Here is a 23507-nt window from a genome sequence, read left to right on the forward strand (position 1 = left end):
TTGCCGGTCGCCAGCTGGCACGATTCGTGACCTGCACGATCTGCTATTTTGCCATGCGGGCCTTGACCGGATCCTTGACGTTCTCGACCTTGTCGAATTCCACATTCACCAGCCCGTTTGGCGTTTTTTCGACGCGGCGGAAATAGACCGTCTGCACGACATCGCGCGTCTGCGGGTCGATCGAAATCGGGCCGCGCGGGCTCTCCCAGGCCATTCCCTTCGCTGCGGCAAGAAAGGCGTCGCCGTCGGTCTTGCCGCCCGTCTTCTTCAACACCTCGTAGATCAGGTGCATTCCATCATAGCCTCCGACCGCGAACAGGTTCGGATTGATCCCCCCGGACAGCGCCCGGTAGGCCTGCACGAATTCCTTGTTGCGGGCGGAACCATGATTATGGTCGTAGTGGTAAGAGGTGATCACGCCGAGCGCGGCGTCGCCGGCGCTCTTGAGTGCGGTGTCGTCGGTAATCTCGCCCTGGCCGAGAATTTTGATCTTGTCCGGCGTAACCCCGCGTTCCGCCATCGACTTCATGATGGCGGCCGGCTGGATGCCGGCGGGAACGAAGATGAAGATCGATTCCGGGTTGGCATCCTTGGCGCGCTGGACGAAGGCCGAGAAATCCGGGCTCGCGATCGGCATGCGCAATTGTCCGACGATCTCGCCGCCGGCCCCCTTGAAGGAGCGGTGAAAGGCGGCTTCCACGTCGTGACCTGGCGCATAATCGGAAACCATGGTGAACGCCCGCTTGATGCCCTGCTTCGCGGCCCAGGCTCCGAACGGCTCGATCAGCTGCGGCAGAGTCATCGAGACGCGCAGGCTGTAATCGGATTTCGTGGTGACGATCGAGGTGCCGGCATTCATGATCACCATCGGCTTCTTGGCCTGCGCGGAAACGTCGGCGGCCGCGAGCGCGTTGGGCGTCAGGACGAAGCCGGCCAGGATGTCGACGCCGTCGCGGGTCACCAGTTCCTGCGCGAGGCGCTTGGCGACATCCGGATTGGCGCCGGCCGTATCCCTGCGGATGATTTCGATCTTGCGGCCGGCGACGGTATCGCCGAACTTCTGCATATAGAGCTTGATGCCGTTGTCCATCTGGGTTGCGGCATCGGCGAACTGGCCGGAAAAGGTGCCGATAAAGCCGACCTTGACGCTGTCTTGTGACTGAGCGGACGCCGTTGAAGCGAACACGGCTGCGAAGACGCCGCAGGCGATCGAAAGATTGCGCATTTCTCGTCCTCCCAACCGTTTCCTGTCGCAAGCGTTTGTTGGTTCTGGTTTTTCGGGAAACTAGCGGCGGCGGCTGGCAACGTCAATTTTCGGTCCGATAGTTGCAGCGCGAACGGCCATGGAATTCGCGCGAGCGGTGGGCAGAGCGATGGGACATTGCCAAACCGTAAGGAACGGTTAGGAATTGCACAGATGTCAGGCATTCAATTTCAGCTCAACGGCCGCTGGCGCACCGAAAACAACGTCGCCCCGACGACGACGCTGCTGGATTATCTGCGGCTGAATGCGCGCCTGACCGGCACCAAGGAGGGCTGTGCGGAAGGCGATTGCGGCGCCTGCACCGTGGTCATCGGGCTGCCGCAGGATGACGGGCGCATCGCATATCGTGCGGTCAATTCCTGTCTGGTGCTGGTGCCGCAGGTGGATGGTCTGCCGGTCATCACGGTCGAGGGTCTCGCGCAGCCCGACGGCACCCTGCATTCGGTGCAACAGAGTCTGGTCGACGCCGACGCCACCCAGTGCGGCTTCTGCACGCCCGGCTTTGCGATGGCGATGTTCGCGCTCGCGCAGGGTGGCGAGGCGCGCGATGACGGCACGATCCACGAGGCGCTGGCGGGCAATCTCTGCCGCTGCACCGGCTATCGCCCGATCGTGGAAGCGTGCAGGACCATGCGCGCCGATCCGCCGGGCTGCGGTCTGGCCGAGCGCGTCGGCGAGGCCGCGTCCGAATACCGCCAGGGTGCGCAGCTCTATCTTGCGCCGCGCAGCGTCGACGAACTGGTGGAGGCGAAAGCCAAACACCCCGATGCGTTCGTGCTTGGCGGCGGCACCGATCTCGGCATCCGTGTTTCCAAGGAGCGCGAGGCATTCCCGGTCGTGATTTCGACCCAGTGGGTGCGCGAGTTGCGCTCGATCTCGGAAGACAGCGGGAAGCTCGCCATCGGCGGCGGCGTCACCTATACCAGGGCGCTGCCTTTCCTCGACCGGCATTTTCCGTCCTTCGCCGCGATGGTGCGCCGGATCGGTTCACGCCAGATCCGCAATATCGGCACGCTCGCCGCCAACATCGCCAATGCCTCGCCGATCGGAGACACCATTCCCTGCCTGATGGCGCTCGACGCTTCGATCATCCTGCGCTCAAAGCGCGGCGCCCGCAGTGTGAAGGCGGATGAGTTTATCATCTCCTATCGCAAGACCGCGATGGAGAAGGACGAAATCATCGCTGCGATTGAAATCCCGCTGCTCAAGGACGGAACAAGCTTCACCACCTATAAATTGTCGAAGCGCTTCGACCAGGACATCTCCACCGTGATCGGCGCCTATCGGCTCCGCGTGGACGGCGGCAAGGTCGCAGAACTGCGTGCAGCCTATGGCGGCATGGCAGCGACCACGGCGCGCGCGACGCATGTCGAGGCTGCGCTCGTCGGCAAGCCGTGGACGGCTGAAAGCTTGCGCGACATCGACGCATTGATCGCGCAGGATTTCCAGCCGATGACCGACCATCGCGGCACCGATGCCTATCGTTTGAAGGCCGCGGCCAATCTGATCCGGCGGCTCCGGATCGAAACCACGGGCGGTCAGCAAACCGGAGTGTGGCAGCTATGAACGCACCTCTCTCCCGCATCCGTGGCGGCGTGCATTCGTCGGTCCGTCACGACAGCGCCGCCGGCCACACCAATGGCCAGGCGCTCTATCTCGATGACATTCCGGCCGTGCCGGGCACGCTGGAAACCGCGCTGGTGCTTTCGCCGCATCCGCATGCGCGGATCAGGTCGATCGATCTTTCCGCTGCGCTTGCATCCGAGGGCGTCGTTGCGGCTGTCACGGCCGCCGATATCCCGGGCAAGAACGACATCGCGCCGATCCGAACCGACGAGCCGCTGCTGGCCGCGGGCCTTGTCGAACATGAGGGGCAGGTCGTCGCTGCGGTCGCCGCGGCGACACTCGATCTCGCACGCGCGGCCGCGAAGCTGGTCAAGGTCGAATACGAGGTGCTGCCGGCCGTGCTCACGGTCGAACAGGCGGTGGCGAAGGAGCTTTATGTGGCGCCGGTCCAGAAGATGGATCGCGGCGACATCGATGCTGCGCTGAAGTCCGCACCACATCGGCTTTCCGGAGAATTCCGCTGCGGCGGGCAGGATCACTTCTACCTGGAAGGCCATATCGCCATCGCTACCCCGGGCGAAAGCCGGGATGTTCATGTCTATTCCTCGACGCAGCATCCGACCGAAGTTCAGCATGGCGTCGCACATGTGCTTGGCATCCCGTTCAATGCGGTGACGGTCGAGGTGCGGCGCATGGGCGGCGGCTTCGGCGGCAAGGAGAGCCAGCCGACCATCATCGCCGGGATTGCCGCGCTGCTGGCCGTCAAGACCCGCAAACCGGTCAAGCTGCGACTGCCGCGCGACGACGACATGCGCGCCACCGGCAAGCGCCATCCGTTCTATTATCGATACGAGGTCGGCTTCGACGATGACGGCGCGATCCTCGGCCTCGACCTTCTGCTTGCGGCCAACGGCGGTCACGTCGCCGACCATACGCCGGCGGTGCTGACGCGCGCGCTCTGCCATGCTGACAATTGCTACTGGCTGCCGGTGCTTCGCTTTCGCGGGCTCGCCTGCAAGACCAACACGGTGTCGAATACCGCGTTTCGCGGCTATGGCGGACCGCAGGGCATGTTCGCGATCGAGACCATCGTCGACATGATCGCGCGGCATCTCGGAAAGCCGCTGGAACAGGTGCGCAGGCGCAATTTCTACGGTCACGGCCGCGACAACGTCACGCCCTACGGCATGACGGTCGAGGACAACATCATCCAGCGTGTGATCGACGAACTCGATGCCAGCGTCGATCTGAAGGCGTGGCGCGACAGCGTGATCGCTTTCAACCGGACGAGCCCCATCGTGAAGAAGGGCCTCGCCACCATGCCGGTGAAATTCGGCATCTCGTTCAACCGGCCTGCGCTCAATCAGGCCGGCGCGCTGGTGCATGTCTACATGGACGGCAGCGTGACGCTGAACCACGGCGGCACCGAGATGGGGCAGGGGCTGTTCGTCAAGGTCGCGCAGGTGGTCGCCGAAACCTTCCAGATCGACATCGACAATATCAGGATCACCGCGACCACCACCGGCAAGGTGCCGAATACCTCGCCGACTGCCGCCTCCTCAGGCTCCGATCTGAACGGTATGGCGGCGCAGAACGCCGCCGAGCAGATCAAGGACCGCATGGCCGACGTCGCGGCCGAGCAGTTCAATGTCCCCAAGGCCGAGATCGTTTTCTCCTCGAACCGCATCTATGCCGGCAACCGCTCGATCTCGTTTGCCGAACTCGCGGCCTTGTCATGGGAGAAGCGGGTGTCGCTGTCGGCGACCGGCTTCTACCGCACGCCGAAGATCCACTGGGACTTCACCACCAATAGCGGGCGACCGTTCTATTACTTCACGTACGGCGTTGCCGCGGCGGAGGTTGCCATCGACACCCTGACCGGGGAAATGCGGGTGCTGCGCGCCGAGCTTCTGCAGGATTGCGGGGAATCGCTCAATCCGGCGATCGATCTGGGCCAGATCGAAGGCGCCTTCGTGCAGGGCATGGGCTGGCTCACCACGGAAGAACTGGTCTGGGACACAAAAGGCAATCTGCGCACGCATGGGCCCTCGACCTACAAGATCCCCGGCAGCCGCGACGTGCCGCCCGTGTTCAACGCCCGCATTTTGCAGAACGCGCCGAACCGGGAAGAGACGGTGTTCCGCTCCAAGGCGGTCGGCGAACCGCCGCTGATGCTGGCGCTTTCGGTCTGGCTCGCGGTGCGCGATGCGATTGCGTCGCTGTCGGATTACCGGCTGGCGCCTTCGATCGACGCGCCAAGCACGCCGGATCGCGTGCTCGCAGCGGTGGACGAGATGAGGGCAAGGGCCGCGTCCTGATTCGTCATTCCGGGGCGCGACCAGCGGGTCCGGCCCGCTTGGGCCGGCCCGATGACAAGCTCCGTCGCGAACCCGCAATCCTGTGTGATCAGCGATTGTGTATGCGGTTCTGGATTCCGGGCCCGGGCGTCACACGCCCGTCCCGGAATGACAAAGCGCCTACAACGTCAGCTGCCGCACCGCGTCCTCTGCGGCCTTCACCTTGCCGTCGATCTCCTTCTGCAGCGCCGCGTCGCGCTTCTCGATCTCGGCGAGCCTGTCTTCCTGCGTCTTCAGCGTTGCGAGATACCGCCGGCCGAGGTCGGAACCCTGCCCGACGGCCTGGAGGTTGCTGCGAACACGTTCCTGGTCGCTGGTGATCTTCTCGCGCTCGCCGTCGAGCTCGCTGCGCTGCGCTTTCGCCCGGTTCATCTCCTCGACCAGCGAAGCCAGCCTGGCGACCGTTTCCTTGAGCGCCGGACTGTCGTTCTCCAGACCGCGAATCCTGACCAGCATGTCGCTGGTGTCAAGTTCGGTCAGCACGATCCGCTCGCTGTCCAGACGCTCGGTGACGAAGCTCGCCTTGGTGGTCGTCCCTTTGCGGGCGGAAATGGTGTGGCGGTATCGCGTCGGCGTTTCCTCGATGCCGGGACTGCCGGACGCCGGAACCCAGCCCGCGATCCGCGCTTCCTCGACCACGATCTCGCGATCCTCATCCGGCGGTGTCGTCACCTCGTAGTCGATCGTGCGCCGCGAACGGGTCTGCACGGTCAGCGTGCCGTTCAGCGCCTTGCCGAGCGTGCTCCTGACGACGCCCTTGTCATCGCGGCGGATCGCGGTCTTGGTGTCGACGGCGAAGGTCGCGAGCCGCGATGCGTCTCTTGGCAATAGCGGCAGCTGGGCGTCGCCGACGAAATTGGTTCTGCCGTCGCCGGTGACTTCGTAGGCGGTGACGAGACCGGCCGGCAGCGCGCTGTCGCCGTCGTTGCGGATGCGCATGGCGGCGAGCGGCCGGTTTGGCACCACGTCCGGCTGATACAGCCAGACGCGGGTGACGGGCAATTCGCGGTCGGCGAACGGCACCATCATCGTGTGACCCGTCGCCAGCGAGAGCCTGGCCGGGAAGCGGTAGAGGAGCTGCGTGGACGCTTCCTCGGCAGCCGCGGCGTTGGCCGCCTTCGCTGCGGGGGGCGGGGTGAAAGCGGCCAAAGGTGCCGCCGCGCTGCCGGGTGTGATCGCGAGCTGCCGGGTCCGCGATGCGACCGCGAGCCTTTCGGCGCGGGCGGCCTCGGCGGGTGGAGAGTCGCGCTCCTGCACGTCATCCTTTCGCGGGACGACCCGCGTCCCGGTCGAGACCGGGACTTCCGGCCGGTTCGCGAACAGCGCCGTGTAGAGCGGCTGCCGCAGGGCGACCGGGTTGCCGGAAACGAGGGTCAGATCGACATCCTTCCAGTCACCGCCGGTCAGGTTTTCGACCACTGCCCAGCCCTGCAGCCGCGCCGTCTTGCCGTCCTTCGGCAGCACGACCCGGTAGGCGGTCTTCCAGACCGGAGCGCCGACCACATAGCTGATCGCGACATCGCGCTTGCCGGCGCCGAGAAATCCGACCGACAATGTGCGCCGCTCTTTCGCGCGATTTTCGATCAGGCCTGCAAGGAGCCGTTCGATCTGCTGGCGCGTCTGTGGATCGCTGAACCGCAATTCGGTCACTTCCTCCAGGATCGCCTGGGTCAGACCGGACGGCGTCATCAGCGTGAGTCGGTGCCGCGTCGTGGTGCCGCCATTATTTGGCAGGGAAACCTGCTCGCGCACGACGCGGAATACGCGACCCCTGGCGTTGACCGGCCCGGCAATCTCGATCTCGCTGCCGGTCAGGGCGTTGAGCAGGTCGGGCGACGAATTCAGCGCCTCGGGCCCGAATGGAAGGTCTCGGAACAATTCGGGCAGGGGCGTCTTGCCCGGCAGGCTGACGGTGCCGACCGCGCCGGCGCGGTCAAACACGGTCAGGCTCTTGAGAATGTCGTCGACCTGGTCCAGCCGGACCACCAGCTCGATCACGGAATCGCCGGTCACCGGCCCGGCATGCGTGAACTGGGCAAGCCCGGAATTCGACAGAACCACCTGTTTGAGCGGCAGCTCCGCGGCGCCGGCGGAGCATGCCGACGCGGCGGCCAGAATTGCCGCTCCAAGTGCTGAGCGAGTCATGGAATGGATCTCCGCGTCCCCGTGGGATTGATCTGGTCGCGCCAAGTCGGATGGTAGACGAAACGGCGGGACATCGGGATGACGAGCCTGTGTCCCAATTCAGGCCGGGATGAGGAACAGACCGCCGGTCCCCGGTGGTCCAGCGGACGGCTTTCGCTCGGCCAATGGCCGAGGATCCGGTACCGATCGGTTTTCTTGGGGTCTCGGATCACAAACTTTCGGCGCTGTTCTCCGCGATCGCCATTGACTTGCCCAGTTTCATCTGAATATCAGAGCGAACATTCATTCGTTTTATGCTGCGTCGCACAATAGCTCGGAGAGCTTCCTTGCGTCAGGCCAATGCCCAATTGCGCTCCGACCGCCGCTCGGAAATCCTCGACGCGGCGCGGCGATGTTTTGCCCGCATGGGTTTCCACCAGACCTCGATGCAGCAAATCTGCGCCGAAGCCGGGATGAGCCCTGGCAACGTCTACCGCTATTTTCCGTCGAAGGAAGCGATCATCGCCGGCATCACCGAGCGCGACCGCGCCGAGGTGGCCGCGCAACTCGCGAGTGCGCAGTTTTCCGCCGACTTCTTCTCGACCTTTGCGGCGCTCGCACGGCATCATTTCGTCGAGCGCACCGCAGAGGAGGTCGGGCTGTGCGCGGAAATCATGTCGGAGAGCCGTCGCAATCCGACCATCTCCAGGATCATGAACGAGTTCGACGCCGATGTGAAAGAGCGGCTGATCACCATGCTGCAGAGCGCGCAGGCCCGCGGCGACATCGCGCGCGATGCCGATATCGGCACGGTGGTCGAGATGCTGATGATCATCGCCGACGGAGTCTGGTGGCGACGCGCGGTCGATCCGAATTTCGACGCCGAGGCGGTGCTGCCGATGTTCTTCGACGTCACGAAATACATGCTGCTCGATCGCGGCGCAGGCCGGAAAGCGGAGGCCGACTGGGTCAGTGCGAGCGCGGCGGGAGAGAGACAATGAAAGCGAGCCGGATAGTTGCGGTCGGCCTCGTTGCCGGCGCGGTCGCATGGGTCGCATCGGGGCATCTGGTGCCGCATGAATCCGCCGAAAGCCGAGCGGCGATCCGTGCCGAAGCGGGCGGCGCGAAGCCGTTTCGCGTCGCCGTCGCGGAAACCCGCGTCGCACCGCATGCGCGCAAGCTGACGATGTCCGGCCGCACCGAGGCCGACAAGAAGGTGACCATCACAGCGCGCACCGGCGGCGTACTGACCGAGATGCGCGTGCGGCGCGGCCAGCATGTAAAAAAGGGCGATATCATCGCCGTTCTGTCCGACGACGCGCGCGAGGCGCAGGTTGCGCAGGCGACCGCAATCTTCAACCAGCGCAAGGCCGAATTTGAAGCGCGCCGCAAGCTGATCGAGCAGGGCTCGCTGCCGAAGCTTGAGGCGGTCAATCTGGAAGCACAGTTCAAATCCGCCGAAGCGGGCCTGGCCGCGGCAACGGCGGAACGCGATCGTGGTGTGCTCCGTGCGCCGTGGGACGGCATCATTACCGACAACGCCGAGGTCGGCGGAGCGGCATTCGCCATGGCGGGCGCGCCTGTTGCCCAGATGGTGGCTCTTGATCCGATGCTGGCGGTGGTCGAGGTGTCGGAACGCCGTCTCGGCGGGCTGAAGATCGGCGACGAGGCGGAGGTGCGGCTCGTCAACGGTCAGAAAGCAATGGGGCGCGTGCGCTACATCGCCAAGATCGCAAGCCAGACCACGCGGACCTATCGCGTCGAGGTTGAGCTGAAGAACGCGGACGGCGCGATCCCCGATGGCATCACCGCCGAGGTGTCGATACCGATGGCGCCGGTGCCGGCGGCGCGGGTGCCGCGCTCGGCGCTGACCTTCTCTTCATCCGGTGATCTCGGTGTGCGCATCGTCAAAGGCGACACCAAGGTGGATTTCGTCCCGATCAGCGTGGTGGAGGACGACCAGAATCACATGTGGGTGGCCGGCATTCCGGACGGCGCGCGCGTGATCGTGCAGGGACAGGATTTCGTGCGCGAAGGCCAGCAGGTGGTCGCGGTGCCCGCCGAAGTGGCGGTGGGATCGGCACGTTAGTTTTTCCTCCCCCGCAAGCGGCGAGAGGAAATCGCGCGTTGCGCGAAGGTTGTTGGGAACGGACTGAATGTTCAGGCTCATCGATTACGCCATCGGTCATTCGCGGCTGACGATCGCGACCCTGATCTTCCTGCTGGTGGCGGGCTTCGTATCCTATCGCACCATCCCGAAAGAGGCGGAGCCCGACGTAAAGATTCCCATCATCTATACGCAGCTCACCCAGCGCGGCATTTCGCCGGAGGATTCCGAGCGCCTGCTGCTGCGTCCGGTCGAGACCCAGCTGAAGTCGGTCGGACACGTCAAGGAAATGCGTTCGACGGCCTATGAAGGCGGCGGCTATGTGCTGCTCGAATTCGAAGCCGGCTTCGATTCCAAGGCGGCGCTGGCCGATGTGCGCGCAAAGGTCGACCAGGCCAAGCGCGATCTGCCGCGCGACGCCGACGAGCCGGTGGTGACCGAGGTCAATCTCTCGCTCTATCCGGTGCTGGTTGTGGCGCTGTCCGGCGACATGCCCGAGCGCTCGATGCTGCGGATCGCGCGCAACGCCAAGAACCTGATCGAGCAGGTTCCGGGTGTGCTGTCTGCAGAACTGCGCGGTTCGCGCGACGAGGCGGTGGAGATCATCGTCGAGCCGATGCTCCTGAAAAGCTATGGCGTCTCGCTTGACCAGCTGATTTCGACGGTCAACGCCTCCAACAGCCTGGTCGCGGCGGGCGCGCTGGAAGGCGGAACCGGACGTTTTGCGGTGAAGGTGCCGGGCCTGATCGAAAAGCCGCAGGATGTTCTGAAAGTGCCGGTAGCCGCGACATCCGGTGCGGTGGTGACCGTCGGCGATGTCGCGCAGGTCAAGCCGACCTTCAAGGATGCGACGTCGATCACCCGCGTCAATGGCCGCTCCGCGATGACCATCGAGGTCTCCAAACGCACCGGCGCGAACCTGATCGAGACCGTCGACGGCGTCAAGGCGGCGGTCGAGAAGATGAAGGCGACCTGGCCGGGGTCGGTCGACGTCACCTTCACGCAGGACAAGTCGAAGGTGATCCGGCAGATGCTGGCGGACCTTCAGAATTCGGTCGCAACGGCAACGCTGCTGGTCGCCGTCATTATCCTGTTCGCGCTGGGCTTCCGCGCCTCCCTGTTCATCGGCATCGCGATCCCGGCATCATTCCTGGCCGGCGTGCTCGGACTGCAGCTTGCCGGGCTGACGATCAACATCGTGGTGCTGTTCTCCCTGATCCTTGCGGTCGGCATGCTGGTCGACGACGCCTTGATCGTCTCGGAATTTGCCGAGCGCCGCATGTCGGAGGGCATGCCGCCGAAGGAGGCCTATTCGCTGGCAGCCAAGCGGATGTCAGGTCCGGTGATCGCGGCGACCGCGACCCGCGTGGCGGCGTTCTCGCCACTCCTGTTCTGGCCCGGTGTGGTCGGCGAATTCATGAAATACATGCCGATCACGCTGATTGCGACACTCTCCGCATCTCTGGCGGTCGCGCTGTTCTTCACGCCGACGCTCGGCGCGCTTCTTGGCAAGGCGTCTCCGATACCGCATGACGAACGCGTCTCCGATCGCGGCCCCTACATGCGCACCGTGAAGTTCGCGTTGCGCTATCCGGGCGGAACGCTCGCGGCTGCCTTCGCGCTGCTCGTTGTGGTGATCGTGGTCTATGGCAAGGTCGGCAAGGGCGTCGAATTTTTCCCGAGCGTCGAACCCGATTACGGCCAGGTGATCGTGCATGCGCGCGGCAATATTTCGCTCGATGAGAAGAATCGCATTCTCGGCGAGGTCGAAAGGCGCGTCATGGAATTCGACGGCCTGACCACGGTCTACACGCGGGTCGGTGAGCAGCCCCGCGGCATGAGCGAGATCAGCGAGGACACCATCGGGGTGATCCAGTTCGAATTCGGCAACTGGCAGCGGCGCGATCCGGCGAACAAGATCATGGACGCGATCCGGGCAAAGACCGCGGACATTCCCGGGATCCTCGTGGAGGTAACCGCGCCGCGCGCGGGGCCGCCGACCGGAAAACCGGTTCAGGTGCAGATCGGGGCGCTCAATCCGGAGGTGCTGCCGGGCGTAGCGAAGAAGGTGGCCGGAATTCTCGCACAGCGGAGCGACGTGCGCGATCTCGACGATGGGTTGCCGCTGCCCGGCATTGACTGGAAGATCGATGTCGACAAGGCCGAGGCGGCAAAATACACGGCGAGCCCGAACACGGTCGGCACCGCGGTGCAACTCGTCACCAATGGTGTGAAGGTCACCGAATATCGTCCCTCGGAGAGCGACAAGGCGGTCGATATCCTGGTCCGCTTCCCGAACGACCGGCGTAGCCTCGACCAGATCGACGAATTGCGGGTGCAGACGCCATCCGGACAGGTTCCGATCGGCAACTTCGTGAAGCGGGTGCCGGCGCAGCGCGTGGGCTATATCAACCGCGTCGGCGGCAACCGCGTGATCACGGTCTCGTCCAACGTCGCGGAAGGCGTGCAGAGCGCCAGGGTGCAGCAGGAGATTGCGGCCGAACTCGCCAAGACCGATCTCGGGCCGGGCGTTACGTTCCGGCTCAAGGGCGAGGACGAGGAGCGCGAGAAAGCCGGCGCCTTCCTGATGAAGGCATTCGGCACGGCGATCTTCCTGATCTTCGCGATCCTGCTCGCGCAGTTCAATCGCCTGACCTCGGTCCTCCTCGTGCTGAGTGCGGTGATCCTCTCGACCATCGGCGTTCTGATCGGGTTGATGGTGATGGGCCAGCCGTTCGGCGTGGTGATGACGGGCATCGGCATCATCGCCAATGCCGGCGTGATCGTGAACAACAACATCGTGCTGATCGACACCTATGACCGGCTGCGGCGAGAGGGCATGGCGGCCTATGAGGCGATTCTCGAAACCTGCCGCGAGCGCGCCCGCCCGGTGGTGCTGACGGCAATCACCGCCATCCTCGGCGTGCTGCCGATCGCCTTTGGCGTCAATCTCGACTTCATCCTGCGCGAGGTGACGATCGGCGCCCCGGCGACGCAATGGTGGATTTCGCTGTCCACCGCGATCGTGTTCGGGCTCGGCTTTGCGACCATCCTGACGCTGATCGTGACGCCTGCGGCGCTGATGCTCATTGCCAATGGCGCATCGTGGCGGGTGAGCAAGGTGGCGAAGCTGCGGTCGTGGTGGGGACGGCGGAAGATGAAGACCGCAAGTGCAGCCTGAGAGCTTCCATCGTCACTCCGGCGCGCGCGCCGAAGTTCAATGCTCCGCCAGCAGCGACCCGAACCCGTCCATCCGGTCCTCGATCCCGTTCTGCCGCAGCGCCCACCAATAGGTTGCCGTGTTGATCGCAAGCACCGGCTTGTCGAGCCAGAATTCCGCAATGGCGGCGAGCCGCGCCATCGCGAGATTGGTGCCGACCTGGAGCACGGCGTCCACATCGTCGCCGTCGACCTCGACGATCGCGTCGCGCAATTGCCGCTCCGAGACATGCGCGATTGCGACCGGGCTTGCGCATTTCAGGCCCTTCAGGCGCACCACCTCGAACCCGCAATCGCAGAGAAAGCGCCGCACCTGATCGTCGCCGACCGGCATATAGGGCGTGATCACGCCCAGCCGCTTGACACCCGGATAGCGGCGCAAGGCCGCCTGGCAGGCATCCGAGCCCATCGCGACCTTCACGCCGGCATGGTTCTCGATCCGCTGCTTCAGCGCGATCGAGCCCTCGAGCCCGTCCCAGAAGGTTTCGGAGGACATGCCCATGACGAGGTAGTCCGGCTCGCAGGTCATGACCCGATCGATCGCGCGAAGCAGTTCGCTGCGGATATTCACCATCAACTGGTTGAAATCATCGTCGTTGCGGATCGGATCATTGGGAATATGCACGCGCCCGAAATGATTGGTCACGCCGCGCGGCCGCATGGCGTCGAATTCCGGCTGCACGCTGGTGTTGGTGGAAGGCGCGACGACGGCGAATTTCCTGCGGTAACCGAGCGAGTCCGTCATGCCGTCCCTGGCCTTTCCTTTTCCGTTCGCGCAGGTACCCGGCTTGCCGGTGGGCTGCGGAAATGTCGCCCCTGACCTACAGCCTGGTGCGAAATCGGCAAGATCGAAATCGGCAAGATGATGCCCTGATATTTCAGGGCGGCCGCCGGCAAATCTACAGCGTCGCTGCCACCGCCTGCCGCAAGGCCTTCGAGACATTTGGGCGTACGCCATAGAACGCTTCGAATGCCGGCACCGCCTGGTGCAGCAGCATGCCGAGGCCGTCGACCGCGGCATTTCCGCGCCTGCGCGCAGCGGCGAGCAGTTCGGTCTCCAGCGGGTTGTAGACGATATCCGACACCATCGCGGTCGCTGGCAGGGCATCCAGCGACAGGTCGAGCGGCGGATAGCCGACCATGCCCTGGCTTGTGGAGTTGACGACAAGAGCGGCGCCATCGAGCGCATCGTGGCGCCGGGCCCAGTCGATCACATGAATGCGGGACGGATCGATCCGCGCCAGCTCCTGCGCGCGGTCCTGGGTCCGGTTGGTCAGCCTGATGTCCGTCGCCCCGTCATCGAGCAGGGCGACCGCGACCGCCCTTGCGGCGCCGCCCGCGCCGAGGATCACGATCGGCCCGGTGCCGGCCCGGAAGTCCGGCCGCGCATCGCGCAGGCTTGCCAGAAAGCCATAGGCGTCGGTGTTGAAGCCGGACAGCGTGCCGTCGTCCTGCACCACGACCGTGTTCACCGCACCGATCCGCGCCGCGACCGGATCGACCCGGTCGACCAGCTTCAGCACGCCGGGCTTGTGTGGAATCGTGACATTGCAGCCGGAAAACCCGAGCGCAGGCAGGCCGCGGATCGCATCGGGCAGCCGATCCGGCTGCACCGGCAGTGGCAGATACGCGCCCCTGATTCCGTATTGTGAAAGCCAGTGTCCATGCAGGACCGGCGATCGCGACTGCGCGACCGGCCAGCCGATCACGCCGGCCAGTCTGAAGGATTGCGGTGATGCGGCAGGACTCATGATGATCGGTCTGGTATCTCACGCCGCGGTTTTCGTCGAGGCGAGGCGTCATGAGCAAACCGATCCAGATCCGAATGGGTGGTTACGGTCCGGCCACGACCGGCTTCAGCAAGGCGCTGGCGTTCATCGGCGACCGGCTGATCGCGGAATTCGGCGATCAGGTCGACATCAGGTATGTCTGGAACATCCTGGATTTGGGCTACCGCTCCGAGGACATCCTCTGGCTGGTCGAATCCGGCGTGCTGTCGCTCGGCTACCAGTCGTCGAGCTACCTCACCGATCGCGTGCCGGAGCTTGGCCTTGTCGATCTGCCGTTCCTGTTCGCGACAAGGGCGCAGGCGCGAGGCGCGATGGACGGCGCGCTCGGAGCGAGGCTGGCACAGGCGATCGAGGACAAGGTCGGTTACCGGATCGTCGGCTGGTTCGAGAACGGCTTTCGCCATATCTCCAACCGCCTGCGCCCGGTGCGCAGTCCCGCCGATCTCGCCGGCATGACCATTCGCGTGCTGCCGAGCGAGATTCAGAAGCGCACCTTTGCGTTGCTGGGTGCGCTGCCGCAGCGCCTCGATCTCACAGAAGCGCTCGAACGGATTGTCGCCGGTACCATCGACGCGCAGGAAAACCCGCTCGCCAACACCGTGACCTATGGCGCGCACAAATATCATCCCTTCCATACGCTGACCGGTCATTTCTACATTTCGCGGCCGATCTTCATCTGCCGCGCGCAGTTCGATTCATGGCCGATGCCCCTGCAGGACGCGATGCGGCGAGCCGCGCGCGATTCCGTCGCTTTCCAGCGCAGCCTGGCGATCGAGGAAGAGCGCGATGCCCGGCGCGCCATCGAGGCGCAGGGCTGTCGAATCGAGGAACTGACCCCGGCCGAGCACGAGCGTTTCGCACGCGCGGTGGCTCCGATGATGGCGGAAGCGGCCCAAGTTTTTGGTCCTGAAATGCTGCGGCAGGTGGGCAGGTGAAAAGAAATTTCATATCGCGAAATCAGACTTTGCCATCTCGAAAATGCCTTGACTCTGCTGCCCACCCGCCGTTTTCTGTGGGCAACAAATAACAAGCTGCCAGAGGGAAACGCCGTGTCTGATACCGCGATCAGCCCGATTCCGCTTGCTTCCATGCCATCGAATGGAAGCGCCAAGTCCTCCAACGGCAGCGCGAAGTCGCCGCATCGCGGTTCGATACAATCCGTTGACCGCGCGCTTTCTCTGCTGGAGGGGCTCGCTGAAGCGGGCGGTGAGGCTTCTCTCACCGACCTGTCGCGGCGCACGCATCTCAATGTCTCGACCTGCCATCACCTGCTCTCGACGCTGGTGAACTGGGGCTATGTCGCGAAAGTCCCGGGCCGGCGGTCCTATGCGCTCGGCGCCCGGGTGCTGTATCTCGGTCACGCCTGCCTGCGGCAGGTCGACCTGCCGCGGCGTGCGCAGGCCCATATCGATCACATCAATCAGGTGACCGGCGAGAGCGTGCATCTCGCCGTGCTTCAGGCCGACAACATCATCACCCTGGTCAAGCGCGAGGCGCGTCACGCGGTGCGGGTCGATTCCGGCATGCTCGGGCGCAGCGATGCGCCGCATGCGACCGCCACCGGCAAGGCGATGATCGCCTGGCTGCCGGAGGATCAGATTCGCCGGATGCTCCCCGACGGCCTGAAACGGTTCACCGACGCGACGATCTTGGATTTCGACACGCTGATCGAGGAATTGCGGCATGTCCGGCGCAATGGCTTTGCCATGGATCGCGAAGAGTTCCAGCCCGGCGTGATCTGCGTCGGCTCTGCAATCCGCGACCATGCCGGCGCGGTGGTGGGCGCCGTCAGCGCTTCGGCCCCGGCGATGCGCGCGAGCGACGATCATATCGCACTGATGCGCCGCGAGGTCATCGCTGCGACCAACGCGCTGTCGGCCGAACTCGGCGAGCCGGGTGCGATGAAGCCGATCGCGGCAACGGTCTGATTTTCAGCGGCTTTCCTTTTTGCAATGGAGTTTGGGCGATGTACGCACCGGCGGGCGTGAAAACCAGCAAGGACTTTCCGGTCCCCGACATGATGAAGGCCTGGGTGCTCGGCGATCCCGGCGAGCTCAAGCTGATCGACAAGGCGGTGCCGGTACCGAAGAAGGCCGAGGTGCTGGTCCGGATCGACGCGGTCGCGATCTGCGCCACCGATCTCGAGATCATCTATCACGGCCCGCCCGCGATGATTCAGGGCGGCATGCCGCACAACAAGAACTTCACCCCGGGCCACGAATATATGGGCACCGTGGTCGCGCTCGGACCGGGCGTCGACGAATACAGGATCGGCCAGCGCATCACGGTCGAAATTCACGCCGGTTGCGGCCAGTGCAAGCGCTGCCGCGAGGGCATGTACACCTCGTGTCACAATTACGGCCTGAACTACGGCGACGTCGACAAGGGCCACCGTGCCAACGGCTTCACCACCGACGGCGGCTTCTGCGAATACCAGGTCAACCACATCAACACGCTGGTTGCGATCCCCGACGACATGACCGACGAGGAGGCGACGCTGGTCGTCACCGCCGGCACCGCGATGTACGGGCTCACTGAACTTGGTGGCCTGGTCGCGGGCGAGAGCGTGGTGGTGACCGGTCCCGGCCCGATCGGATTGCTTGGTGTGGCGGTCGCCAAGGCGCTCGGTGCGCAGCCCGTGATCCTGACCGGTACCCGCGACAACCGTCTGCAGATCGGCAAGGAACTCGGCGCCGATCACGTCGTCAACATCCGCAAGGTCAACGACGTCGTGCAGGCGGTGAAGGATCTCAACGGCGGCAAGGGCGTCGATTACGTGGTCGAATGCTCGGCCGCGCCGAGCGCGATGAACGAGGCCGTGAAGATGGTCAATCGCGGCGGCAAGGTCTGTCTCGCGGCGTTCCCGCATGGCGAGGCGCCGGTCGACATCGCGCATATCGTGCGCAACAACATCTACATCTACGGCATCCGCGGCGAGGGCAAGACCGCGACCCATCGAGCCGAAGCCTTCATGAAGCAGAAGCGCTTCGACGCCACCAAGATCCACACCCACACCTTCCCGCTGGAGGATCTCCCGACCGCGATCCGCTACGCCAAGGATCGAGTCGAGGATGCGATCAAGGTGGTGGTGAAGATGAAAGCCGGCGCCGCACAGCGCGTGGCGGCGGAGTAGTCGAAGTCGCGCGAGCGGCGATCTTTCTTCTCTCTCCCCTTGGGGGAGAGGGTGCCGAGACGCGTAAGCGGCGAGGCGGGTGAGGGGTCACAGCCTCACCGTCACCCCTCACCCGGCTCGGACCTTCGGTCCTCGCCAGCCTCTCCCTCACGGGGAGAGGGTGAACGGAGCAAGTGGCAACCATGCTTCTCTGCGACCAATATCTGACGCCGGTATCGCTCGATGAGGCCTTCTTCCTCATGGACGCGCATCGCGGGCGCTATCGCCTGGTCGCAGGCGCCACCGATCTGTTGCCCTGGGCGCGCCAGGGCCGCGCCGGTGACGTGCATATTCCGGTCCTGATCGACGTTGCGCGCATTCCCGAACTGCGCGAGCGCAGCGTCAACGACACGCAGGTCCGGCTCGGCGCCGCAACGCCGATCCAGCGCTTCCTCGACGATGCCGCGCTCGGCCGCGCGATGCCGGCGATGCCGCGCTGCGCGGTCTGGTTCGCAGACGACCAGTTGCGCGAGTCCGCAACCATCGGCGGCAATATTGTCAATGCATCGCCCGCAGCCGACGGGACGCCACCGCTGTTTGCCCATGACGCAGTGCTTGAACTGGCGAGCCGCAACAACGGGCGCATCGAAGCACGCAGAATCCCGATCGCGGATTTCATCGCCGGTCCCGGCAAGACCACCCTCGCCGACGACGAAATCCTTGTCGCGATCGAGTGCGCCGCGCTTCCCGGCTATGGCGGCAGCTTCGAGAAGGTCGGGCATCGCCGCTCGCTGGTGATTTCGACCGTTTGCCTGGCGGCAATGGTGAAGCTCGATGCCTCCGGCCGCACGTTCGAGGACGTTCGGCTCTGCATCGGCGGCATCGGCCCGATCCCGGATCGTCTGTACGACGTGGAAGCCTTCCTGAGATCCGGGCCGGTGAGCATGAATCGGCTGGAACAGGCTGCCGACATGCCGGTGAGCCTGGTTCGTTCGCGAACGCGGCAGGATTACCGCCGCGATGTGGTGCGCGGCTTCATGCTGCGCGGGCTGTTCAATGCGGCGCAGCGCGCCGGTGCGGAGCCCGATGTGCTGACGCCGGAGCTGGAGGCCGCTTGTGCCTGAGATTCGGATCGAGACGATCATCAACGGCCGCAAGATCGCGCGCAGTGCGGAGCCGCATCAGCGGCTGCTCGATTTCCTGCGTGACGACATGCATCTCACCGGCACCAAGGACGGCTGCGGTGCGGGCGAGTGCGGCGCCTGCTCGGTATTCGTCGACGGCGTCTTGATGAAGTCCTGCCTGATGCCCGTCGGCAAGGCGCAGGGATCGAAGATCGACACCGTCGAGGGGTTGGCGCAGAAGGGCGAGCTGTCGGTCCTGCAGAAGGCCTTCCACAAGACCGGCGCCAGCCAGTGCGGCTATTGCATCCCCGGCATGGTGATGGCGGCGACCGCGGCGCTCCGCGTCAATCCGTTCGCCGACCGCGAGGAGATCAAGGAGCGGCTCGGCGGCAATATCTGCCGCTGCACCGGCTACCAGAAAATCTTCGACGCGGTCGAACTGGCGCGCGACGTCCAGAACGGCCGGCTTCCCGTCACGGCGCTCGCCGAAAGTGAAGTCGCGGACGGCAAATATATCGGCGCCAATGTCCGCCGCCTCGATGCGCCGGGCAAGGTTTCGGGCGCGCTGAAATATGCCGGTGACATGACGATGCCCGGCATGCTGCATCTGCAGGTGCTGCGCTCGCCGCACCCACATGCCGTCATCGAGTCCATCGACATTTCTGAAGCGGAGGCCATGGACGGCGTCGGGGGTGTCATCACCTGCGACGACGTTCCGGGCGAGGACGGCTTTGGCGTGTTCGTGCACGATCAGCCGGTGATGGCGCGCGGCAAGGTGCGTTATGTCGGCGAGGCGGTGGCTGCGGTTGCGGCAGAAGATGTGGTCACCGCAAAGCTTGCGCTCGCGAAGATCAAGGTGACATACCGGCCGCTGCCAGCGATCTTCGGCGCGCTGGCGGCGATGAAGCCGGGTGCGCCGGTCATCCATGATTACGCGCCGGACAACGTCACCAAGCATATTCCGATCCGCAAGGGCGATATCGAGAAGGGATTTGCGCAATCCGACCTCGTGGTCGAGCAGGATTACGATACCCAGGCGATCGAGCATGCCTATCTCGAACCGGAGGCAGGCCTGGGATATGTCGACCACGACGGAGTCGTGACCATCGTGTCGCCGAGCCAGAACATCACCCATCACCGCCACATGCTGGCGAAGATCATCAACAAGCCGATCGCCAAGGTCCGCTTCATCATGTCGCCGGTGGGCGGCGGCTTCGGCGGCAAAGAAGACATGATCTATCAGGGCATGCTGGCCCTGATGGCGATGAAGACCGGCCGGCCGGTGCGTCTTGTGTTCACCCGCGAGGAATCGATCGCGACTACGGCGAAGCGTCATCCATCGCGCACCACATTGCGCATGGGGCTCACGCGCGGCGGCCGCATCCAGGCGGTGGCGCTGAAGATGATCTGCGACGGCGGCGCCTACGGTCTGTCGACCGAAGGCGTAATGCGCAAGGCGGCGATCCTCGGCGCAGGTCCTTATGCAATTCCGAACCTGCAGGTCGATACTTACGGCATCTACACCAACAACACGCCGTCCGGCGCCTTCCGCTCCTTCGGTGCGCTGCAGACGCAATTCGCGACCGAGTCCCATCTCGATATTTGCGCGGAGCGTCTCGGGCTCGATCCGTTCGAGATCCGCCGCATCAATGCGATGCGCGATGGCGCGGAGACGCATACGAAACAGCGGCTGAAATCGGTGAGCTATCTGCGCGTGCTGGAAGCCGCCGAACGCGGTTCGCGCTGGGAAAAGGGTGCGCCGGCCTCGCGCGGGGAGACGCGCTCCGATCTCGCAGGCAACGGCGTGCGAGAGCCGTGCAGTCTCGGCGCGCGGTTCACCACGGACGGCAAGCTGGAGGCGGCTGAATAATGGCACGCAGGCGCGGACGCGGCATGGCCGGCTGCTGGTACGGGATCGCCCGCACCGCGACGGTCGATCGTGCCGGCGCCTGGGTCGAGATCGACGATGGCGGATCGGCGAAAGTCGTCACCGGCGTCACCGAGATCGGCGAGGGCATCCTCACCGTGCTGGCGCAGATCGCGGCGGAAGAACTCGGCGTGCGTCCGGAGGATGTCACGATTGGCGACAACGACACCGCACGTTCGCCGGAAGCGGCGCATGCCGGCGCTACCCGCCAGACCTACATGATCGGCAACGTGGTCGCGCTCGCCTCGCGTGAAGCCTTCGGCAGGCTCGCTCAGGTCATGGCGAATGAATGGGGCGTGCCGCCCGAAACCATCGAGGCTGCGTCCGGCGAGATCTGGGCCGAGGGCACCAACCATCGCACCAGTATGGACAAGGCGGTGCATCTCGCAAAAAGCCGCGGCGTGGTGCCGCTTGGCTCCGCGAGCTTTGGCACCGACACCACCGGCCTGCATCCGGTGGATGGCGCCGGCCGCCCGTGGCAGGCCTATGTGTTCGGCTGTCAGGTCGCGGAGGTGGAGGTCGATACGATAACCGGCGAGGTGCAGGTGCTCGGCATCTGGGCCGCGCACGACGTCGGACGCGCGGTCAATCCGAAAGGCGTGGAAGGCCAGATCGAGGGCGGCATCGTGCAGGCGCTCGGCCAGGCGCTGATGGAGGATTACCGGCTGGAGAACGGCCACACCACCACGCCGGGCTTTGCGAAATACATCCTGCCGACCTCGCTCGATGTGCCCCATGTCACCTCGATCATCGTCGAGGACCCCGATCCGATCGGCCCGCTCGGCGTGAAGGGCATCGGCGAGCCGGCCATGGTGCCGACCATCCCGGCCATCATGAACGCAATCTACGACGCGGTCGGCGTGCGCATCACGTCGCTGCCGGCGACGCCGGAAAAAGTCCGGATGGCAATCCGCGACAAGGAGCGCATGGACCGCGAGCGGCGCCTTCACGTGGAGGCGGCGGAGTAATGCTCGACCGGCCCGTATCCGCAGCGCAGGTCTTCGACGCCGATCTCGCGGCGATCCGGGCGCTGGCGGCCGTGGTGCCAGGTCCTTTGCCGGTTGCCTTGAATGCGGTGAAGTTTGCGGCCTCGATCCGTCCGCGGAAATTCGTGATCGAAGGCGGCGACGAGACGCCGGTGACCATGCCGCGTACGGCGTATCAGGTGGTCTATCCGGACGGCACCGTGATGATCGATGCCGGGATGGACAAGGCCACCCATGATTCCTTCGGCGAGGGCGAGCCCTACGACAGCGACGCTTTCGCGCAGGTGATGCGGGCGCTCCGCGCCGCGCGCATGATCGTGCTGACGCATTATCACGCCGACCATGTCGGCGGCATCGTGACGGCGGAGGATTCCGACGCGCTCGCAACGAAGACGATCGCCACCGCCGAGACGTTGTCGCTGATGATGAACCAGCCGCATCGCCCGCATCTGAAATTGCCGGAGCGCCGCGCCGAGCATTTCATCTGCATCAGCTACGGGCGCTATTATCCGGTCGCGCCCGGCATGGTGCTGATCAAGGCGCCCGGCCATTCGCCCGACATGCAGATGATTTACCTCCGCCTGCAAAGCGGGCGGGAATACCTGCATTCGATCGACGCCGCCTGGAACGAGGCGAACATTCGTCATGTGAAAGGAAAAGCCGCGCCGTGGGTAAAGGAGGATGTGACGGCGGTGATGGCGCAACTGCGCTGGCTCAATCGGCTGACGAGCGATGAGCCGCAACTCCACATTTTGGTCACGCATGACGGCGAGCTTCTCGATCGGATGATCGGTAACGGTGCCGTCGGTGGAAGCCTCAAGGTCTGACAGGGACTGCACCATAACGATGAAGGGGAGAACAATGACTGCACGACGAACCTCCGTTGCGACGCTCACTCTCGCGGCAGCGTTGCTGCTGCCGGCGCTGGCGCACGCGCAGAATTATCCGTCGCGGCCGATCACGGTGGTGGTGCCGTTCCCGGCGGGCGGTCCGAGCGATGTGGTCGCACGGATCGTCACCGACGGCATGTCGAAGCATCTCGGCCAGTCGATGGTGATCGAGAATGTCGGCGGCGCCGGCGGTACGCTCGGTTCGGGCCGCGTCGCCACGGCCGATGCGGACGGCTATACGCTGCTGGCCGGATCGATGGGCTCGCATGTCGCGGCCCCCGTTCTGACCCCGAATGTCCGCTACGATTCCGAGCGCGACTTTGCCCCGATCGGCATTACCGCCGATGCACCTGCGGTGATCGTGACGCGCGGGGATTTTCCCGCGAAGAACCTCAAGGAATTCGTGTCCTATGTGAAGGCGAACGGCGACAAGGTGAAGCAGGCGCATGGCGGCGTCGGCTCGTCGTCGCACATGGCCTGCCTGCTGTTCACGACGGAGGCCGGCCTGAAGCCGACGCTCGTGGCCTACAAGGGCACCGGTCCCGCAATGAACGATCTGATCGGGGGTCATGTCGATTTCCTTTGCGAGCAGTCGGTAAGCGTTGCGGGGCAGGTCCGCTCCGGCAAGGTGAAAGCGCTCGGCGTGTCGACCGCCGGCAAGATCGAGGCGCTGCCGCAGGTGCCGCCGGCGAGGGACGGCGGCGTGAACTACGAGATGAACATCTGGTCCGGCATTTTCGCGCCGAAGGGCACCCCGAAAGAGGCGATCGACAAGCTCGCCGCGGCACTCGACAAGGCGCTCGACGATCCGACCGTGATCAAGCGGCTGACCGATCTCGGCGGATCCATCCCGGCAAAAGCCGAGCGAAATCCGGCGAAGTTCGACAGGCTGGTGAAGGATGAAATCGTGCGCTGGAAGCCGATCCTGAAGGCCGCCGCGCCGCAGCCGAAGAGCAACTAACGTCGCCTCTGGCGAGGATCCGGATCGGCCTCATCCTGAGGAGCGCACGCAGTGCGCGTCTCGAAGGATGGGGCCGCTTT

The 23507-nt window shown here is 64.8% G+C and carries 17 protein-coding genes; 13 read left to right on the forward strand and 4 right to left on the reverse strand.

From position 1 onward, the window contains the following. Window positions 1-43: 43 nt before the first annotated feature. Complete coding sequence (locus AB7F49_RS01335) at window positions 44-1225, reverse strand: ABC transporter substrate-binding protein (RefSeq protein ID WP_428519517.1); 1182 nt, start codon at window positions 1223-1225, stop codon at window positions 44-46. A 192-nt stretch (window positions 1226-1417) separates the two neighbouring features. Here AB7F49_RS01335 and xdhA point away from each other — a divergent pair, with 192 nt between their 5' ends. Both xdhA and xdhB read left to right on the forward strand, forming a co-directional pair. Next, complete coding sequence (gene xdhA / locus AB7F49_RS01340; protein ID WP_428519519.1) at window positions 1418-2830, forward strand: xanthine dehydrogenase small subunit; 1413 nt, start codon at window positions 1418-1420, stop codon at window positions 2828-2830. After that, on the forward strand, window positions 2827-5148 hold the full coding sequence (xdhB, locus tag AB7F49_RS01345; protein ID WP_428519521.1) for a xanthine dehydrogenase molybdopterin binding subunit: 2322 nt from the start codon (window positions 2827-2829) through the stop codon (window positions 5146-5148). Before xdhA ends, xdhB begins: the two co-directional genes overlap by 4 nt. Before the next feature lie 159 nt (window positions 5149-5307). On the opposite strand, the gene AB7F49_RS01350 is transcribed toward xdhB, so the two are convergent. Next, a complete protein-coding gene (locus AB7F49_RS01350) occupies window positions 5308-7332 on the reverse strand; it encodes a DUF4139 domain-containing protein (protein WP_428519523.1) in 2025 nt (674 codons plus the stop codon). 326 nt (window positions 7333-7658) lie between these two features. On the opposite strand from AB7F49_RS01350, the gene AB7F49_RS01355 reads away from it, so the two are divergent. The 3 genes from AB7F49_RS01355 (at window position 7659) to AB7F49_RS01365 (ending at window position 12599) form a co-directional block, all read left to right on the forward strand. Next, on the forward strand, window positions 7659-8312 hold the full coding sequence (locus AB7F49_RS01355; RefSeq protein ID WP_428519525.1) for a TetR/AcrR family transcriptional regulator: 654 nt from the start codon (window positions 7659-7661) through the stop codon (window positions 8310-8312). After that, window positions 8309-9400, forward strand: coding sequence for an efflux RND transporter periplasmic adaptor subunit (locus AB7F49_RS01360; protein ID WP_428519527.1), 1092 nt, complete (start codon window positions 8309-8311; stop codon window positions 9398-9400). The genes AB7F49_RS01355 and AB7F49_RS01360 overlap by 4 nt, the downstream gene beginning before the upstream one ends. 67 nt (window positions 9401-9467) lie before the next feature. After that, window positions 9468-12599 (forward strand): efflux RND transporter permease subunit, encoded by a 3132-nt coding sequence (locus AB7F49_RS01365; RefSeq protein ID WP_428519529.1) that lies wholly within the window; start codon window positions 9468-9470, stop codon window positions 12597-12599. Between the two features lie 36 nt (window positions 12600-12635). On the opposite strand, the gene AB7F49_RS01370 is transcribed toward AB7F49_RS01365, so the two are convergent. Together AB7F49_RS01370 and AB7F49_RS01375 are read right to left on the reverse strand one after the other, a co-directional pair. Then, on the reverse strand, window positions 12636-13382 hold the full coding sequence (locus AB7F49_RS01370; RefSeq protein WP_428519531.1) for a maleate cis-trans isomerase family protein: 747 nt from the start codon (window positions 13380-13382) through the stop codon (window positions 12636-12638). 154 nt (window positions 13383-13536) lie between these two features. Next, window positions 13537-14388 carry a shikimate dehydrogenase gene (locus AB7F49_RS01375; RefSeq protein ID WP_428519533.1) on the reverse strand — a complete coding sequence of 284 codons (852 nt, stop codon included), beginning with the start codon at window positions 14386-14388 and terminating at the stop codon, window positions 13537-13539. A gap of 50 nt (window positions 14389-14438) precedes the next feature. Between AB7F49_RS01375 and AB7F49_RS01380 the strand changes: the two genes are divergently transcribed. From AB7F49_RS01380 to AB7F49_RS01415, 8 genes are all read left to right on the forward strand, one after another. Beyond that, window positions 14439-15362, forward strand: a complete 924-nt coding sequence (locus AB7F49_RS01380) for a TRAP transporter substrate-binding protein (RefSeq protein WP_428519535.1) — start codon at window positions 14439-14441, stop codon at window positions 15360-15362. Window positions 15363-15476: 114 nt separating this feature from the next. Next, on the forward strand, window positions 15477-16355 hold the full coding sequence (locus AB7F49_RS01385) for an IclR family transcriptional regulator (protein ID WP_428519537.1): 879 nt from the start codon (window positions 15477-15479) through the stop codon (window positions 16353-16355). A gap of 38 nt (window positions 16356-16393) precedes the next feature. Beyond that, on the forward strand, window positions 16394-17560 hold the full coding sequence (locus AB7F49_RS01390) for a zinc-dependent alcohol dehydrogenase (RefSeq protein WP_428519539.1): 1167 nt from the start codon (window positions 16394-16396) through the stop codon (window positions 17558-17560). Between the two features lie 182 nt (window positions 17561-17742). Next, the gene (locus tag AB7F49_RS01395; RefSeq protein WP_428519541.1) at window positions 17743-18663 is read left to right on the forward strand and encodes an FAD binding domain-containing protein; all 921 of its coding nucleotides are present in this window, start codon (window positions 17743-17745) and stop codon (window positions 18661-18663) included. Beyond that, a complete protein-coding gene (locus AB7F49_RS01400) occupies window positions 18656-20533 on the forward strand; it encodes a molybdopterin-dependent oxidoreductase (RefSeq protein WP_428519543.1) in 1878 nt (625 codons plus the stop codon). The genes AB7F49_RS01395 and AB7F49_RS01400 overlap by 8 nt, the downstream gene beginning before the upstream one ends. After that, a complete protein-coding gene (locus tag AB7F49_RS01405) occupies window positions 20533-21558 on the forward strand; it encodes a xanthine dehydrogenase family protein molybdopterin-binding subunit (RefSeq protein ID WP_428519545.1) in 1026 nt (341 codons plus the stop codon). The genes AB7F49_RS01400 and AB7F49_RS01405 overlap by 1 nt, the downstream gene beginning before the upstream one ends. Next, the gene (locus AB7F49_RS01410) at window positions 21558-22403 is read left to right on the forward strand and encodes an MBL fold metallo-hydrolase (protein WP_428519547.1); all 846 of its coding nucleotides are present in this window, start codon (window positions 21558-21560) and stop codon (window positions 22401-22403) included. Before AB7F49_RS01405 ends, AB7F49_RS01410 begins: the two co-directional genes overlap by 1 nt. A 34-nt stretch (window positions 22404-22437) precedes the next feature. Then, complete coding sequence (locus AB7F49_RS01415; protein WP_428519549.1) at window positions 22438-23427, forward strand: tripartite tricarboxylate transporter substrate-binding protein; 990 nt, start codon at window positions 22438-22440, stop codon at window positions 23425-23427. The last annotated feature ends 80 nt before the right edge of the window (window positions 23428-23507 follow it).

The sequence above is a fragment of the Pseudorhodoplanes sp. genome (genome assembly GCF_050250235.1).
Classification (GTDB): Bacteria; Pseudomonadota; Alphaproteobacteria; order Rhizobiales; family Xanthobacteraceae; genus Pseudorhodoplanes.

Excerpts from the sequence above, each read along its gene's own strand:
- AB7F49_RS01360 (WP_428519527.1), top strand. The coding sequence starts at position 8,309 with ATGAAAGCGAGCCGGATAGTTGCGGTCGGCCTCGTTGCCGGCGCGGTC.
- AB7F49_RS01350 (WP_428519523.1), bottom strand. The coding sequence starts at position 7,332 with ATGACTCGCTCAGCACTTGGAGCGGCAATTCTGGCCGCCGCGTCGGCA.
- AB7F49_RS01390 (WP_428519539.1), top strand. The coding sequence starts at position 16,394 with ATGTACGCACCGGCGGGCGTGAAAACCAGCAAGGACTTTCCGGTCCCC.
- AB7F49_RS01375 (WP_428519533.1), bottom strand. The coding sequence starts at position 14,388 with ATGAGTCCTGCCGCATCACCGCAATCCTTCAGACTGGCCGGCGTGATC.
- AB7F49_RS01395 (WP_428519541.1), top strand. The coding sequence starts at position 17,743 with ATGCTTCTCTGCGACCAATATCTGACGCCGGTATCGCTCGATGAGGCC.
- AB7F49_RS01405 (WP_428519545.1), top strand. The coding sequence starts at position 20,533 with ATGGCACGCAGGCGCGGACGCGGCATGGCCGGCTGCTGGTACGGGATC.
- AB7F49_RS01365 (WP_428519529.1), top strand. The coding sequence starts at position 9,468 with ATGTTCAGGCTCATCGATTACGCCATCGGTCATTCGCGGCTGACGATC.
- xdhB (WP_428519521.1), top strand. The coding sequence starts at position 2,827 with ATGAACGCACCTCTCTCCCGCATCCGTGGCGGCGTGCATTCGTCGGTC.
- AB7F49_RS01335 (WP_428519517.1), bottom strand. The coding sequence starts at position 1,225 with ATGCGCAATCTTTCGATCGCCTGCGGCGTCTTCGCAGCCGTGTTCGCT.
- xdhA (WP_428519519.1), top strand. The coding sequence starts at position 1,418 with ATGTCAGGCATTCAATTTCAGCTCAACGGCCGCTGGCGCACCGAAAAC.
- AB7F49_RS01415 (WP_428519549.1), top strand. The coding sequence starts at position 22,438 with ATGACTGCACGACGAACCTCCGTTGCGACGCTCACTCTCGCGGCAGCG.
- AB7F49_RS01380 (WP_428519535.1), top strand. The coding sequence starts at position 14,439 with ATGAGCAAACCGATCCAGATCCGAATGGGTGGTTACGGTCCGGCCACG.
- AB7F49_RS01410 (WP_428519547.1), top strand. The coding sequence starts at position 21,558 with ATGCTCGACCGGCCCGTATCCGCAGCGCAGGTCTTCGACGCCGATCTC.
- AB7F49_RS01370 (WP_428519531.1), bottom strand. The coding sequence starts at position 13,382 with ATGACGGACTCGCTCGGTTACCGCAGGAAATTCGCCGTCGTCGCGCCT.